This is a genomic window from Bdellovibrio sp. MYbb2, from assembly GCF_056175685.1.
Genome location: NZ_JBJKJI010000001.1, coordinates 819891 through 836373, shown reverse-complemented (window position 1 = coordinate 836373; position 16483 = coordinate 819891). Strand labels below are relative to the sequence as shown.

General features: G+C 49.9%; 13 protein-coding genes and 1 other RNA gene. 8 read left to right on the top strand and 6 right to left on the bottom strand.

All coding sequences use genetic code 11. The features are described from left to right. Positions 1–41 precede the first annotated feature (41 nt). On the top strand, positions 42–644 hold the full coding sequence (locus tag AC04MQ_RS04110; RefSeq protein ID WP_015092688.1) for a TetR/AcrR family transcriptional regulator: 603 nt from the start codon (positions 42–44) through the stop codon (positions 642–644). 222 nt (positions 645–866) lie between these two features. After that, positions 867–2096: an NADP-dependent isocitrate dehydrogenase gene (locus tag AC04MQ_RS04105; protein ID WP_015092690.1), complete on the top strand. Its 1230-nt coding sequence runs from the start codon at positions 867–869 to the stop codon at positions 2094–2096. 54 nt (positions 2097–2150) lie between these two features. Here AC04MQ_RS04105 and AC04MQ_RS04100 read toward each other — a convergent pair whose 3' ends face one another. The 4 genes from AC04MQ_RS04100 to AC04MQ_RS04085 all read right to left on the bottom strand — a co-directional run bounded on the left by AC04MQ_RS04100 (position 2151) and on the right by AC04MQ_RS04085 (position 10204). Beyond that, positions 2151–4871, bottom strand: a complete 2721-nt coding sequence (locus AC04MQ_RS04100; RefSeq protein ID WP_475391170.1) for a hypothetical protein — start codon at positions 4869–4871, stop codon at positions 2151–2153. After that, a complete protein-coding gene (locus AC04MQ_RS04095) occupies positions 4868–6091 on the bottom strand; it encodes a hypothetical protein (protein ID WP_475391168.1) in 1224 nt (407 codons plus the stop codon). The genes AC04MQ_RS04100 and AC04MQ_RS04095 overlap by 4 nt, the downstream gene beginning before the upstream one ends. A 146-nt stretch (positions 6092–6237) precedes the next feature. Continuing rightward, positions 6238–6993: a hypothetical protein gene (locus AC04MQ_RS04090; RefSeq protein WP_475391166.1), complete on the bottom strand. Its 756-nt coding sequence runs from the start codon at positions 6991–6993 to the stop codon at positions 6238–6240. A 160-nt stretch (positions 6994–7153) separates the two neighbouring features. Next, positions 7154–10204: a hypothetical protein gene (locus tag AC04MQ_RS04085; RefSeq protein WP_475391164.1), complete on the bottom strand. Its 3051-nt coding sequence runs from the start codon at positions 10202–10204 to the stop codon at positions 7154–7156. Between the two features lie 227 nt (positions 10205–10431). On the opposite strand from AC04MQ_RS04085, the gene AC04MQ_RS04080 reads away from it, so the two are divergent. Further along, a complete protein-coding gene (locus tag AC04MQ_RS04080) occupies positions 10432–11001 on the top strand; it encodes a lipocalin family protein (RefSeq protein WP_015092695.1) in 570 nt (189 codons plus the stop codon). Here the strand turns inward: AC04MQ_RS04080 and AC04MQ_RS04075 are convergent. Together AC04MQ_RS04075 and AC04MQ_RS04070 are read right to left on the bottom strand one after the other, a co-directional pair. Next, on the bottom strand, positions 10970–11908 hold the full coding sequence (locus AC04MQ_RS04075; RefSeq protein WP_475391162.1) for a hypothetical protein: 939 nt from the start codon (positions 11906–11908) through the stop codon (positions 10970–10972). The genes AC04MQ_RS04080 and AC04MQ_RS04075 overlap by 32 nt on opposite strands. A 57-nt stretch (positions 11909–11965) precedes the next feature. Continuing rightward, entirely contained in the window at positions 11966–12331 is a 366-nt protein-coding gene (locus AC04MQ_RS04070; protein WP_015092697.1) for a hypothetical protein, read from the bottom strand. Between the two features lie 472 nt (positions 12332–12803). On the opposite strand from AC04MQ_RS04070, the gene ffs reads away from it, so the two are divergent. The 5 genes from ffs to mglA all read left to right on the top strand — a co-directional run bounded on the left by ffs (position 12804) and on the right by mglA (position 16375). Beyond that, positions 12804–12902, top strand: an RNA gene (gene ffs / locus AC04MQ_RS04065) — signal recognition particle sRNA small type. A gap of 34 nt (positions 12903–12936) precedes the next feature. Then, positions 12937–14775, top strand: coding sequence for a DNA polymerase III subunit gamma/tau (gene dnaX, locus AC04MQ_RS04060; RefSeq protein ID WP_015092698.1), 1839 nt, complete (start codon positions 12937–12939; stop codon positions 14773–14775). A 13-nt stretch (positions 14776–14788) separates the two neighbouring features. Further along, on the top strand, positions 14789–15112 hold the full coding sequence (locus tag AC04MQ_RS04055; protein WP_041578097.1) for a YbaB/EbfC family nucleoid-associated protein: 324 nt from the start codon (positions 14789–14791) through the stop codon (positions 15110–15112). Positions 15113–15167: 55 nt separating this feature from the next. Further along, the gene (recR, locus tag AC04MQ_RS04050) at positions 15168–15782 is read left to right on the top strand and encodes a recombination mediator RecR (RefSeq protein ID WP_041578098.1); all 615 of its coding nucleotides are present in this window, start codon (positions 15168–15170) and stop codon (positions 15780–15782) included. Continuing rightward, on the top strand, positions 15782–16375 hold the full coding sequence (mglA, locus tag AC04MQ_RS04045) for a GTPase MglA (protein ID WP_011166041.1): 594 nt from the start codon (positions 15782–15784) through the stop codon (positions 16373–16375). The genes recR and mglA overlap by 1 nt, the downstream gene beginning before the upstream one ends. Positions 16376–16483: the final 108 nt, after the last annotated feature.

Genomic DNA, 16483 nt, shown 5'->3' with positions numbered 1-16483 from the left:
GACCATTGTAAACATAGAAAAGGAGTGCTAGTCTTTATTTCATGGCTAAGACATATCACCATGGTGACCTTAAAACGGCCGCCATTAAAAAGACGGTTGAAATCATTCAAAAAAAGGGCGAAGCCGATTTTACATTGCGTGAAATTGCCGAAAGCCTCAAAGTGAGCCACACCGCCGTTTATCGCCATTTTAAATCCAAGCAGGATCTGCTTTCGCATATTGCCGAAGAGGGCTTCAACAACCTTATCACCGCCTTTGAAAAGTCCACCCTGGGGCTTCGCAGCCCCCGTCAACGTCTAACGGCTTTAGGAAGAACCTATATTGAATTTGCCTTAAGCCATTCCGGCCACTACCGGGCGATGTTTCATCAGGAACTTCGTTGCGCCAAGGACCAGCGGGCCGAACTTGAGTCCGCGGGCTACAAAGCCTTTGCCATGTTGGCAGAGTGCCTGCACGACGGAATGAAGAGCCAAGTATTTAAAAAATCCAATCCCGAAGAGGCCGGCCGGTCGGTTTGGTCAGGCATTCATGGTTTTTCGGTATTGATGATCGACGGACAGTTTCAAAGCCTGACCAACAAAACCGCTTTAAACGAAGCTATCGACGGCCATCTGGCCTTTTTGGAGCGAGCTCTTTTGAAATAGAAAGGCGCCTCACAGTCAGGCTTTAATCCCTTGTTTTAGTTTTTGAACTCTTTTGAGATTTCAATACTTTGCGTTAATAGCGCTTTCGCTTCAGTTTTCTGGCTTAAACAGACTTTCAGACGCTGTCCCAAGGTTTTGATGCCCTGTTTTTCTTTGTCATCGCGGCAGGGGCATTCTATATTTTCAGGGCTTCAATAATCCAATCACAAAGGACACCGACTTATGAAAAAAATCAAAGTTGCCAATCCCGTCGTTGAGCTCGACGGCGATGAAATGACAAGAATCATCTGGAAATTCATCAAACAACAATTGATCCTTCCTTACCTTGATATCGACATTAAGTACTACGACTTGGGCATGGAGCATCGTGATGCTACCAACGACCAAGTGACTGTTGACGCTGCTGAAGCGATCAAAAAATACAACGTGGGTATCAAATGCGCGACGATCACTCCGGACGAAGCTCGCGTGACTGAATTCAACCTGAAACAAATGTGGAAGTCCCCGAACGGCACTATCCGTAACATTTTGGATGGCACTGTATTCCGTGAACCCATCATCTGCAAAAACGTTCCTCGCCTGGTTCCTAACTGGACAGCACCTATCTGCATCGGTCGTCACGCTTTCGGTGACCAATACCGTGCAACTGACTTCGTAACCAAAGGCAAAGGCAAGCTGACTGTGACTTTCCAACCTGAAAACGGTGGCGAAACGATCACTCACGAAGTTTACAACTTCAAAGGCGATGGCGTTGCTTTGACTATGTACAACACTGACGAATCCATCACTGGTTTCGCACGTTCTTGCTTCAACCAGGCGTTGACCAAGAAATGGCCGTTGTACCTTTCCACTAAAAACACCATCCTTAAAAAATACGATGGTCGCTTCAAAGACATCTTCGAAGAGATCTACCAAAAAGAATTCAAAGCGAAGTTCGATGCTGCTGGCATCACTTACGAGCACCGCCTGATCGACGACATGGTTGCTTCCGCATTGAAATGGAATGGTAACTTCGTATGGGCATGTAAGAACTACGACGGCGACGTTCAGTCCGATACAGTAGCTCAAGGTTTCGGTTCTTTGGGTCTGATGACTTCCGTACTGGTAACTCCAGACGGCAAGACAATGGAATCAGAAGCGGCACACGGTACTGTGACTCGTCACTACCGTCAGCACCAGCAAGGCAAGCCAACTTCCACGAACCCGATCGCTTCCATCTTTGCATGGACTCGCGGTCTTGAGCACCGTGGTAACCTGGATAACAATCCAGAGTTGGTGAAATTCGCCCAGACTTTGGAAAAAGTCTGCGTAGAAACTGTTGAAGCTGGCTTCATGACCAAAGACCTTGCAGTTTGCATCTATGGCGACAAAGTTCCAGCTGACAAGTACATGAACACTGAGCCGTTCCTGGCGAAGTTGGACGAGAACTTGAAAAAAGCTCTTTCCATGTAATTGATTTGTCTTAAAGATAAAATGAAAGAGGAGCCCCACAGGGCTCCTCTTTTTTTATTTCTGCAGCGTCATTCGGCGCACTTGTCTTTGCACGCTTTCGTCCACCGCCATCGGGGTTACTTCAAGATAAGCTTCGATCAACTTGTCCTGAAGCACCAACAGACGTTTCATGTTATCGGTATATACGATCTCCCCACGTATGACTTCATCAGGGGATGGCAATCGGGTATCATAAATCCCGCCTTTGTCCGGCCACGAAAGCACCAGATACTTTTCTTTGCCCTCTTCCTTTGTTTTAGGTTCTTTCACTTTGATTTTGCCAGCAAAGTCCAACCCCAAGGTCAGCTCCAGCGCCTGGGCATTTAAACCGGAAAGTGCCTTCTGATAGTGGGTTCTTAAACCCTCGACCGGAATACGCTGTCTGATCACGAAAGTAAGAAGGTTTTTGTTTAAAATTTTATTACGACGAACAGCGCATGCTAAGCTCTGATTGGGAACATTGGCTTCCGCGCATTCAGTCACTTCGCTCAAGGCACCAAACTGATCCGCCAGGCCCAGCATCAAAGGTTCTCCAACCATCAGGCTTTCCTGAGCAATCGCGGACTGAACCAGTGACAGCGCATTTTCAAGCCAATAGTGGGACCTTGCCCAGCTGATGTTATAGCGCTCTTTCAGAGTGTTGGCGTCTTTTTCGGCCGCCAGCCAATCCGCTTTGTCATAAGAAAGAATCGGATGAAGCACCAGCAGATTTTCCACATAGCGCTCAAGCCCCTCTGTTGAAATCAGATTGATCAGGTCATACTGTTCAACACCATGAACGGCTCCCTCACCGCGAACTGCATATTCAACTTTGCGTCTTAATGAATCCGCATTGACTGCCGGAAGATGCAAACCCGTGAGCATCACAGAATATGGAATAATCTTGGTACTTTGAAGGGCCTCCACCAACGGCTGATAAACATCTTTATGGAAAGTCGCCAGCTCGTCATTGCGGAAATTTGCCACGAACTGAACCGGATTTTCATTGGCATTTTTACTGCCAAAAGCTTTGGTCATGCTTCGCTGGCAAGTTTCATAGTTGGATTCACCAGAAGAACGGGCAAATCGCACCAGTGCTCCCTTTTCCTGCAAAGAGGCTTTCAGAAGCTGCCTTGTCGCTTCAAATGTACGAACACTGCCCAGGCGATAAAGCTGGGACTGTTCTGCGTTCATGCTGACTCCGTATTGAATCATCTTTTCGCAAGAGTTGATTTCCGCGTGAGTAAGCAGTCTTTGTGCCTCAATATTCTGAACGAGGACGGATTTGATCTCTTCAATCTTTCGCATCTCTATCTTGTGATAAGATTCAACAACGACTGCAAGTTCCCGGATCATTTTCATGGTTTCAAGCTGAATTTCGATCATCTGCTTTTGCAGTTGTTTGATTTCGGCAAGCTCACGACGGATAGCCTTTAGATCAGCCGCCATTTCCGCCTGCATCGCTGCACCGGAAACCGCCCCCATCAGTGCCGGCCCCGGACCACCGGCCATCATACCCATTGCACCAATCAATCCGCCAGAGGCATAAGCGCTCATCACCGACTGAGTCAGATTCACCACCGACGCCACAGTGCGGGCTGTATCGATAGCCTGCTGAACGCCCGGATCAATTTTAATTCCCAGAGTGACCGCTAATTTTTCAGTCGCATTCAATATCGTGTCCAGACGACCGGCCGCTGAAGCAGCGCTGTTTACAAAAGTTTCAATATTCTTATTGATGGCCTGTGGCTCACTCAATGGACCCTGGCCTTCTGCGGACTGCAGATTCCCGGTCAAAGCGTCGCTCATCAAACGCAAAGACTCCACACGGGTCTCATAGCGAAATTCAAGCTCCCATTTTCCTTTTTTGATTTCCTGAAGAATTGCTTCCATGGCGCCCTTGGCCGACTGCCAGTCTTCACCCATCTTCTGACGGCTGTCCTGGATCAGCTGAACCAGAGACGCGGCTTCACGCACCTTCGCGACCACATCGCCAACCTCACGGGCTTTCTTGATCAGCTCTTGGATGCTGGGTTGCTTTGCCAGATGATCCACCACGGCCCCGGCAACCAGTCCGATGACGATCAGCTTGGTATTGTCATCATTATGGAAATTGTAAGCGGCAAGAATTTTGTCGTAACGCTTCAGGATCTCAACTGTGTTTTCAATAGCTTCAGCACGAGGGCCCTTAACTGCAGCAGAAAGCTTTTTCTGATCTTCGGGACTTAGCTGCTGAATGTAGGCAGGCATCAGTTCAATTGCCACTTTCTGAGCTCTTTCAGAATAAGTTTTCAAAAGACTGTCCATAGCCTGATTCTGTTTTTGTATTTGCAGATTCAGATTGAAGTCATCACGAATACCCTTCGCACTAAAAGACATCTGGTTGTATCTGTAATTCAAAGTGAAATTCAGCACTGCTGGATCATTTCGGAATCCCAAAGTCTGCAACAGGTAAATGTTCTTGGCCATCTGACGGTCGCTTTCAAGCGCCGAAAGGACACTGTCGTCTACCGCAACACGCTTCAAGTAAGCTGCGCGGTCCTGCTCTGACAGATAGGGAATCAGCAATCCCGCCAATGCAGGATTGGGACTGTTTCCTGCGGCGATCTGTTCCCAGAATGGCAAGAACGAAGCGTCGCTAACATCACCCTGCGGTTTTTCTGTTCGGACGATTTCCCGAACCGTTTCTTTCTGAGGAGCACATGCCGACAAGGCCAGCACCGCACTTATTGTCATTGGAATGAATTTGTTTTTCACTTTACACCTCCAGAAAATTGATCGCGGGTGATGCAGGATGTCCCCTTATCGCCCATAGTAAGACAGAATTCACCCAAGGTACCCACACCTCCTTGTTGACCTTTAGAGCCGACGGCTCCGTTCGCACCATCTGCACCAGCCTTCGCTTTTCTGCAAAGAGGCGCAGAGGCTCCTGCCTGACCACCCAAACCTCCCGGCTGGCCTTTGCCGCCCTCACCACCCTCGCCTCCTTCACCAGGAACAAAGACGACTTCGTAGTCAAAGAACCTTGCTGATTGCAGCGTCAGATAAAGTGAACCGGAAGATCCTCCTTGGAAGCCATTGAAGCCGTCGGCACCGGCAACACCGTTTGTGCCGCGCTGACCGTCGGTGGGATGTTTGCTGCAACTTGGGCGTTCGCCGCCATAATCAGGTCCACGGGGAAAACCCGCGAAATATTCGCCCGCCGTGCCAGCGGCAGCTTGTGCCGGGCGCTCTTGAGTCGCATCAACACCTTTTTCACCACGAGAGCCACGATGCCCGCGCATTTGAATTTTTACGACGCCCGTGGCGTATTTCAGATTCAGGATCAAACGACCACCGCCCTGACCTGGAACTTTAACTGTATTGGACAGTTCCAAATCCTTGTCACTGAATGTCTGGATGTGCGCGATGGATCCACTGCGAAGTTCGGCGGCATCAATCTGCAGATCTCGGCCTTCAGTGATAAGCACAGCCCCTTCTTTAAGGACCAGAAAGCGAACTTCGATACGATTTGATTCGATTTTGAAATCAGAGATGCGAGCTGTCTCAGCAAGAACCCAGTCTTTTAAGACACGGACCTCTTTAACCAGTTGGCCGCGGTTAGTTTGAATGATGTACTTATAGTGCCAAGGGCGCAGGTCGCTGCGAGGACTGTTCACGTGGTCCACGACATCGACACCGCTGACGGGAACATTCACAGAATAGCCGGTGATCACATCCAGTCTTTCAACAGACTCGATACCGAAAGAGCTGTTGTCTTTGGTAATGCGAACGGTAATTGCAGATGGCTCTGAGTCGCGGTCCACCGACACTGTCACCGAAGCCTCGGAAGAAGCCTTGGGACCCGAGACCTGATCATCAATGGGGTTTTCGTTTGGGACAACCTGCTTGGGGGCCGCTTGTTTGTCAGAGTCAGAACCGGGCTGACAAGCGGCCAATGTGAGGACCAAGGGAAGGACGATAAAAAGTGTTTTCATGGTATCTCCTATTTTCGGAAGAAGGAGATATCAAGAGCCGCGCCAAGCGCAGAAACCCGTCAGATCAAATAAACACGCCGAAGACAGGCCCCGGCGTCCGGTCCGTCCCTGAATCTGGACGGACAATCTTGGATATTAGATTAAAATCAGTTGCAGCTTTTACCCCAAGTGTTGGCGGTTTTGTCACCCACACCGATATGCAAAGAGGCGCTGCCATAGTGACCAATCGCACGCAGGCGTTTGGCTTTACGCATTTTGCAAAGCTCACGGAAAGCGCGGTCCGCTTCGCTGTTGCTGGAGAAGCGAACGTCGATGGAAGTTCCGTACGGATGGCGACCGGCGGCCCCGCCGACGTTTTTGTTGTAGGGCTCAGGTCTCCACCAGTTGTAGATCTGGCTGATTTTAAGGCCTTTCGCAGAAAGATCCTGAAGGATACGAACGCCTTCGATAGGGTACTTCCACGTGCCTTCATCCGGGTGAATCAGATTGTGCGCTTGAGACGAACCGTAGGTGCAACGGAATGTGTTCACACTGCGCGGGTTCGGACGAACCAGCTCATCACACCAGGAAGATCCATTGGTTTCCTTCGAGCATTTCGCCAGGAACTCTTCTTTTTTAGAAAGACCCAGGTTCACTTGTTTCTTCTGTGAAGTGGAGGCTTTCACACACCCCAAAGCCTGAATGTCTTCACTGATGGCTTCGCTAATATCATTGTGAATGTGGTCGGCGATATCGTGACTGTCTTCGGCCGTAGTGTCGGCAGTGTCCGTGGTATTCTGGGAATCGTTTTGTTCTGAAGAAGTGCTGGAGTAGTTTTGGAAGTCTTCCGATCCACCCTGACATCCGATAAGAGGCAGGCCCAGAGCGACGATCATCGTGATAGCGTGGTTTTTCAATTTCATCTGATCTCCTTCATTGCGTTTTCGCAAGGAAGTGTCAGCCTACAATGCTTACATTTTTTTCATCTACACGACCGGGCGAGATCCAGAACAAAGGACAGGACAACACGAGGGATCTTTTATTAAAGACAGGACTAAAGGCAAACATTTGCGGAAAAACTGTTTATGGAGTGGAGGCATCCAGCGGGCCTGAAGCCCCGATGATGTAGAATTTCACCTGCTGGTTGTCGTCAAATACTTTCAATAACAAAGAATTTGTTCGAGGGATATGAGCATTGCCAAAGGGATGCATGGACTCCTTATCCCATAGAGGCGCCTGCAACATGCCATCAAGACTTGGCTGCTGTTCAGCCTGTGTCGGAAGCATCACTTCTGTGAAGTGCCCGCCGTCCAGATCTCGATACAAAATTCCAGCCAGCAGATTAGTGGCATCAACGAATCCGGCATTGATGACTTTCGTCCCCGCACAAAGATAGCCGTACACAAAATTTAAAGTATAAGGAGGGTAGATTTGCAGAATATTATTTTGAATATCAGAAAAATTCACCGGACTGACTGCAGAGCCGTAAACGGCTGAGAAGTCCACAAAACTCAGATCTTTTTTAACCTCTGAGAGCTGTCCCCCACGAATAACCAGCAGGCCACGGGGAGAAGCCTTAAGATTTATCAAATAGTCCTGATATTCGGAATAAGTGATGCCATCGGACTGAATGGCCCCGATTCGGAATCGTCCCTGATCGGGACCACTGGTTGCCTGGGAAATAAAATAGATCCCGGAAGCTCCCTGAAGAACTTCGTGAATCTTTTCGTCTGAAATCTTGCTCATCGGGCCTTCCAGCTTCCAAAGATTCCACGACCAAGTCATATAATCCCAAGTCGTAGAGGTGGATATCGGGAACAACATGTATTTGTCACCATTCAGGCTATAAACGCGGGTGACAAACGGAGAATCACGTTGCTCACCCACCTGCACTTCTGCAGAGACTTTCTCAAGTGTCGGCACAATAGCGGTTGTATCTACCTTCCAAAGATACACTTTCATATCAACATCCAAACCGCGGAAGTAAACCGTGTTCCCGACCCAACGGAAGCTGCCGGCGTTCTGTAAGTTCGATGCCACAAGCGTGGTTGTCCCAGCTCGGCGCAGATAAAGGTTTTTCAACGACATTGAACTGATGTGATAAAGAAACTTGTCCTCTCGGACTGTTCCCATCACACCCGAATCCTCGTTATTCAGCACGGTGGCGGTTCCACCAGAAAGCATAATCGGTCGATCGGTGAACATACCGCCAAGTCTTGAGGGTGAACGCCCGGTGAAAATAAAATCCTGAGTTCCAGTCAGTGCCGCGCCAATACCGCTGAACATATAACCCCGAACACTGTCTCCGACCAAGCCCCATTCACGCTTCAGCAGCGGTTCAAACTGACTGCCATTATAGGATATCAACTGCACGGCAAATGAAGAGGTGCCTGGATGTTCCCACAGCCCCCCGGCGATTCTGACATGAAGATGGGCCGATGTCGCAATAAGGATTCGAGAATTACGAACCTCGATAATACGTGTGGAGTTTTCATCAAAGAATGCTCCGGGAATCTGGATGTATTTCAAGTTTCCGTTGTTATATTCAACCAAGTAAGGCTTTGCGAGGCTGGCCGTATGAATGTAGATGTCTGAGCCCTCTTTGTTCACATCCAAAGTGCGACGTATCGTGCGCGAAGGCATATTATAGTCGCCTTCAAAGATATAATCATCGGATGAGACACCACTGATAGCAGAGGTTCCACCGTCTGTACCGTCACTTCGATACAATTGAACTTTGCCGTCAGTACCCACACCAAGGAAGAACATTTCTCCTCCGCTTTCACGGATCGAGTGCGGCTGAAAGACATTGATGCCGGGATCATCGACAGCCAGCGTGTTAGCGTTGACTCTTTTCAGCGACGTCAGGCCTGTCACCTGATCAAACACCGGCAGAAAATAGTTATTGTTCACATAAGCATGCTGAACCCAGTCCAGACGCTGAATTTTGCCAGCAATATTACCACCGTACTCACGATCAATGAACGTGTCCACCAAAGTGCCCTTGGTAGTGGGCCCCGTAATGTTATAAAGATAGCGGCCGCCATCAGTGCTTGAAATCAGCGCAGCATTCTGACCGGCAAGCACATTTGCATTTCCAATACTGGAAAGATTCGCCTCAAGTGTCGCCGTCTGAGTGGCCATGTCCACTTTCACGATACGTCCGTCAGTGAAGCATGTGGTGGGTGGGCAATAAAAGAAGGTGCTGCCATTGATGCTCTGCACGTCGGCACCAAACTCAGGCCAGGGATCAAAATCGAAACCCAGACTTGTCACCGCATTATTGGTGGATGTTGCCACTTTGACGATTTGATGAGTTGCAATCCCACTCGGGTTCACATTGGCACGGAAGTAAAGGTCCCCATTGTAACTGATCGCCCCTGATAAAAGACGGGTCACGGACCCATCCACCGTCGGCGCCTGAACAACACCGGCAATGACCTGACGAAGAGATCCTGAACTGTCGACGATATAGGATTTTCCCGAAGCGTTGTATATTCTAAGAGCCGTCTGCCCCGTGTCCACGCAGTTTGCACCGTCCACATAGTAGAGTCGGCCATTCTGGGCATTCAGCGGCGCCACGCCGGAGTTCATAACAAAGTAGGCCCCTTGATTGCCATCCGGATAAATGCGGAATTCAAGTTTGTTTTGCACGTCGATATTCATTCCAGCACATTGCAAAGTATCCAGACTGAACGTGCTTTTATTAATCGAACGGATATAAGAACGCACTGTGCCCGCCGAAATCTCTTCGTCGGTCATAATCAGAACGTGAGTGGGAGTGGAGGCCAGATGATAGTGACTGATAACATTCAACCCCAAAGCCAGCTCACTTTTCATTGCACCAGAAATCTTCACAACTTTACGTCGCATATTATCTGTGCTTGACGGCTGAATGAAATAATAGCGTTCAGGAGAAATGCTGCCAAAGTGGCCAGTGATTTTACTTAAACTGGAAGGAAGATTTTGCTGAATGAATCCCGCATCGATAGATCCAAGTGGTACCGGCGTTGTGGGAATAGAAGTCCCCGGAGCTGGCTCCGTCACTGAGAATGGCATTTCGGTAAGGGTCGCATCCAACGAGCACCCCGCCAAAATCCAGGCAGTAAGAACTATCAAGACATTCAAAAACATTCCAGCACCTTGAAATAGTGTTCTAAATACCTATCGGCTGGCCCGAACGATCAACGAAGTCAAAACCAGAGGATTTCTTTAAGAAAATGTTCATTACCTCGTTTATGCGGAAAACAGGCTTCTTTTGGGGGTTCCTCTCAATTTGATACACATGTCTTTTAACACCGGATCAGGTCATCGCCCGACGAATAAAGTATAAAAGAAGATTCAAACACCAAGGAGTTTTCATGAAGCCACTGCTGTTGTGCTTGCTGTTGTTTTCTTCCACGAGTTTTGCCTTCGCCGAGGATCTGCCGGTGGTGGAGCAAGTGGACATCCCCCGCTATATGGGAAAGTGGCACGAGATCGCCTCGATCCCTCAATCTTTTCAAAAACAATGTGTCAGCAACACCACCGCCGAATATGAATTGCTGACCGACACCAACGAAGTAAAAGTTCTGAATTCATGTCAGACCATTAATGGCGATCGCAGCCAATCCGAAGGCCGTGGCAAAGTTGTGGATCCCACGACGAACGCCAAACTGAAGGTGACGTTCGTAAAAATTGGCGACCGCTGGATTTATATTTTCGGAGGCAAATATTGGATCATCCGTCTGGATGAAAATTATCAATTCGCCATCGTGGGACACCCCAGTCGCGATTACGGCTGGATTCTGTCACGCACTCCGGATCTGCCGGCAGCGACACTGAAGGATCTGACGATATTTCTGCAGGACAAGGGTTATGATCCGTGCAAGTTCCTGACAACACCTCAAGACGGAGGCCTTACCGAACAAAAGTCCCTTTGCCAGTTGTAGGCAGCAGGCTTTCAAGCTCGCGAATCAGATTCTGGTTGGCGAGCTCCCACTCGGGCTCTTCTTCATCCATCAAATCTTCAGCTAGCATGCGAAGCACAGAAAACAAAATCCAATCCGCCATTTCACCGGCCTGAACCGAAGTTTCCGGCCACAAATGCCGCCCCACGAACGCCCTGGTGGGCGCCAGTTTCGCGTGATCTTCCGTCATCAGATGCTGCCATTTCAAATCAGGATCGGCAGAAAAGTCGCGCATGCGGATATAGTTGTATTGAAAGTCATCAAGCCCGTCATGATAAAGCGCCTTCACCATCGCCCGACGATCATTGAAGTGATACACGGCCAGCACATCAGCGAAGAATTCAGAATAAGCCCCCATACGCGAACTGATATGTGAAAACTCGGGCGAATAGTAAAGCGCCGTGGAATCACCAACAAAGTGAACATCTGAAGCCCCCTTCAAGATCGCCAACTTGCGCGCCGAGAGATCATCCAGTTTCGCAAAAAGATTTCTGTATTCATCCCCGGAAGCTTTACGAAGAGCCTGATGAAAAATCGCATGCCCATATTCATGCGCGGCACTGACGTACAAATTTGAAAGCGGGACTTCATACGTGCGCCCGTACTTGCCATAGAAGACCATACGATAGGGCACCTGTACGATGAACCCATTGTCGAAACTGGCATTGTCTGAAGGGCCGCCAATCACAATGTTCACAGCAGCGGTGGATTGAAAGGTCTGCGCCATTTCATTGAAGATGTCCGAAAGATTCGCCGCCAGTTCACAGTCCTGGTGCTCAAGAAAGATCACTTCACGAACGACACCACTGACACCTTTGCAGGAACCCACGGTGGCCGCTTGCGCCGGAGTGACGAAAGAAAGAAGAACGGAAACAAAAAAGCTCAACATGCCCCGAGAATATAGACACGTTGAGCTTGGTTCGAAATAGGTGTGGAAAGAATTACCCTATTTTACCTTAACTTTAATCTTGGCGTTGGTTTTGGAACGACAAGTGGACTCCATAGCAACGGTGGAGCATTCCATTTTTCCGCAGCTCAAGGTAAGGACACGGTTTTCTTTATTCAGGTCTTTGGTTTCTGCTTTCCAGTCAGCGCAGGCTCTTTTCCAGTTCACGCGGGCTTCTTTCAGAAGTGGAGCCGCATCGCCCTCGATTTCGTCTTCGCTTTGGATGACTTCGAATTCGTTTTGGGTTTTAGAGCCTTTTTTGATTTCAATAGTGGTGTCGCCATCAGCCGGGATGTCTTTCACGCCGACAGATTGAGCAAAAGCAAAGGAGCTGATCAGGGACAGGGAAAGGATCAATTTCATCATAGGATTCACCTCAGGTAAGTTGAATAATCCTCGCGCAAGGAATGAGGAACAGCAAGCAACGACCCACCCCAACAATTCCCAGTTAACCCTCTCCCCCGGTCCCCATCCCCGGGGGAAAGGGGCAAAAGCCCCAGCCGGGACAAGGGGCAGCCGCCCCAGAAGGCGGCGCCAAAGGCCAGCCAGAAAAACCGCGGCGCCCGCAGGGCCAGCCAGAAGTCCCCCAAGCACCACCGCCCAGTTATCCCATTCCCCAGTATTTTCGATAGCTTCGGGTATTTCAGTTAGTTTGGGAGGGGAACCCCCGAAGGAGGGCCTCTGGCGGGGCCACGATGGCCCGAACCGGGGCAAAGCCCCGGCGCCAGCAGAGCCCGGACGGCGTGCCCGACGAAGCGGGGTTCCCCTCCCAAACTAACTGAAATGCGCGGCGAGTTATCGAATGTAATCCCCCCACCAATGGGATACATCCAGCGGTGGCCGGGTCCCATACAATAGCTTTCTTGACGAATCCCGCTAGGTCCGGAAGGAAGCAACGGCACTCGAGGGACTATGTGATATGGGGTGCTCGGCCACTTTTTTTCCTGTTTCATGATCTTGAGGGGTGGATTTTGTCTTATCAGGTGATTGCACGCAAATGGCGTCCCCAATCATTTACCGACGTTGTCGGGCAAAATCATATTACCCAAACGCTTTCCAATGCCCTTAAAAACGGTCGCTTGCCTCACGCCCTGCTTTTCACAGGTCCGCGTGGCACAGGAAAAACCTCTTCCGCTCGTATTCTTGCTAAAGCCCTTCGCTGCCCGAATGCCCAGAACTTCGTTCCATGTAACGACTGTTATTCGTGCAACGAAATCGCGGGCGGTTCCAGCATCGACGTGATCGAAATCGATGGAGCTTCCAACAACGGTGTGGATGCCATCCGTGAACTTCGTGACACTGTGGCTTTCATGCCTTCCAGTGGAAAATACAAAATCTATATCATCGACGAAGTGCACATGCTTTCCACCAGCGCCTTCAACGCCCTGTTGAAGACTTTGGAAGAGCCGCCGTCCCACGTGGTTTTCATCATGGCGACCACCGAAGTGCACAAAATCCCGCAGACGATTCTGTCGCGCTGTCAGCGTTTTGATTTCCGCCGTATCTCCACCCGCTCGATCACCGAGCGCCTGCAGCTGATCTGTGATCGCGAAGGCGTGACCGCGGATGACGAAGCCCTGTGGGTGGTGGCTCGTCAGGGTGACGGGTCCATGCGTGACTCGCAAAGTTTGCTGGATCAGGTGATCACTTTTGCAAACGGTCCTTTGACCCGCGCCAGTGTGGTTGAAATCCTGGGTCTGACGGACCGGGCTTTGCTTTTTGAAACTTTGAATGCCCTGATTGATCGCAACTCTCAGGCGATTTTGAAAGTGATTGAGAAAATCGCTGCGGCCGGTTTTGAGCCGCACTTGTATTCTCAGGATCTTTTGGAAATGATCCGCAACCTGCTTCTGATCAAGGTGTCTGAAGCGCAAGCCAGTCAGATTCTGGAAATGCCGGATTCTGAACTGCAGGCTTTGAGCGAAATGGCTCAACGTCTGCCGGAAGAGGACATTCACATGCTCTTCGACATGGCTTTGAAGGGTGGTTCGGATATTCCGCGTGCTCAGGATCCTCGCATTGTGCTTGAAGTGACTTTGCTGCGCATGGCTTCGGCTCCAAAACTTGTGGACCTGAAGACGTTGTTGCAAGGCGGATCTGTTCCCACTCACAGCGCAGGTGGGGCCAGGCCCTACGTTCCGCCGGTAAGCCTTCCAGTCAAAGGACATGATCGCATCGAAGAATCCCAGAAGGTTCTTGATGGCCCGACAGGTCTTGAGGCGATGAAGGCTGCATTGAATAAAGCTTCTTCTGCCGCATCTTCTTTGAAATCCAACCCAGCTCCTGCGGCAAAGCCGGCAGCGACCGCTCAGGCACAGACTCAGGCTCCGGTGGCAGCAGCTGCGCCTGCGACTCAAGCAGCTCCGGTTGTTGAAAACAAACCGAAAATTGCCTCTGGTTCGAATTCCAAAGAGCGCTGGGTGAACTTTGTTGAACTGCTTCGTCAGGACGACGCTTTGTTCGCCGCAAAAGTGGAAAATTTACTGTTTGTTAAGGAAGAGGGAAAGCTGATCAGCCTTGGCGTTCCTGTGAAATTGGCCTTCCTGAAAGACCAAATGGCTGACGCCCAAGTGCGCAAAAAACTACAGGGATTTATTGATTCGTACTGGGGTGCTGGGTATTCTTTTGAGGTATTGATGAGTCGTGATCAGGTCGGCGAATCCGCCCAAGCCATCCAGCAGAAAAAAGTGCAGATGGCCGAAGAGGATCTGCGCAACAAGATCATCGAAAACCCCATGGTTAAAGCCGCTCAAACCGTGTTCAAGGGACAGATCAAGTCCATCGTTGAACTGAACAAGCGCGGCCACTAAAAAAGGAGATTTTATGAAGGGTATGCCCGGCGGAATGGCCCAGCTGATGAAGCAAGCCAACCAAATGCAGATGAAAATGAAGAAAGCCCAGGAAGAACTTGCAAAAGTTGAGTACGAAGCTTCTTCCGGTGGCGGCGCTGTAAAAGTAAAAGTGAACGGCGACCACTTGATCACTGCATTGACCATCGACCCTGAAGTTTTGAAAGCTGGCGATGTTGAGATGCTTCAGGACATGATCCTGTCTGCAACCAACGAAGCAGTTAAAACAGCCCGTGATACTTCCGCTAAAGAAATGGAAAAAATCACTGGCGGTCTAAATATCCCAGGAATGTTCTAGGGGCAACAGCCCACAGTGCTGAGGGCGCCACAGGCGTCCGAAGCTGGAGTAGTAAGTGTTACATATTTCTGCCCTTGAAAAATTAGTCCACGAGTTGAGCCGTCTGCCTGGTATCGGGCCGAAGACTGCTCAGCGTCTGGCTTATTACATTCTGCGTACCGGGAACGAATACCCGGAACGTTTGAGTGAGGCGCTTTTGCGCGTCAAGGCTGAAGTTCACGACTGCCCAACCTGCTTCAACTACACTGACACGGATATCTGCCGCTATTGTGAGGATTCTCACCGTTCGGATGAATCCATCTGTGTGGTTGAAGAGCCCTCCGACATCATGAGAATTGAATCTTCAGGCGCGTTCCGTGGCCGCTACCATGTTTTGCATGGAGCGATTTCTCCGCTGGAAGGCATCGGCCCTAAAGAATTGAAAATCAAAGAGCTGATCGACCGTGTTGATGACGGTTTGAACGGCACCAGCCCGGTTATCAAGGAAATCATCCTTGCATTGGATGCGGACCTTGAGGGCGACACCACCATTTTGTACCTGGCAAAGCAGCTGCAGGGCAAAGGCTTGAAACTTTCTCGCATTGCCCATGGAGTTCCTATTGGCAGCGACATCGATTTCGTAGATGATAGAACGATGGGTCGCGCCCTGCAAAACCGCGTGGAGCTGTAATGTCCTTTATTAACTACAATGCCAAAGAAATTCACTGCAAAGTCGTGTACTACGGCCCATCCCTGGGCGGTAAAACCACGAACATCCAGTGGGTTTACCAGAAAACAGCCGAGGATCAAAAATCCAAGCTGGTGGCATTGAATACGGACATCGAGCGCACCCTGTTCTTTGACTTCCTCCCATTAAATGTTGGCGACATCCGTGGATTTAAAACCCGTTTCCACCTTTACACTGTTCCAGGTCAGGTGGTTTACGATGCTTCCCGCAAGCTGATCCTGAAAGGATTGGATGGCGTGATCTTCGTGGCGGACTCCCAGATTGAACGTATGGACGAAAACTTAGAGTCCCTGCGCAATCTGGAACGCAATCTGGAGCAACAAGGCTACGACATCCGCGAAATCCCGCTGATCATGCAGTACAACAAGCGTGATTTGCCGAACGTGGCGTCCCTGGCAGAGCTTAGAAGTGCTCTGAACCCTTATAACGCCCCTGAAATCGAAGGCTGCGCTTCTGAAGGCCGTGGCGTTTTTGAATCGCTTAAAACCGTTTCCAAATCCATTATCAACGTATTAAAGGGTGGAACGACTCTGTAAAACAAGACCGCAGAAGAGGATTCAGGGCGCTTTGCCCTTCGAACAGTCCTCGCTTCGCTGCGGAACTTGGTCAAATCTCCCTGAATCCTCTTCTGCTATTTTCTTCAC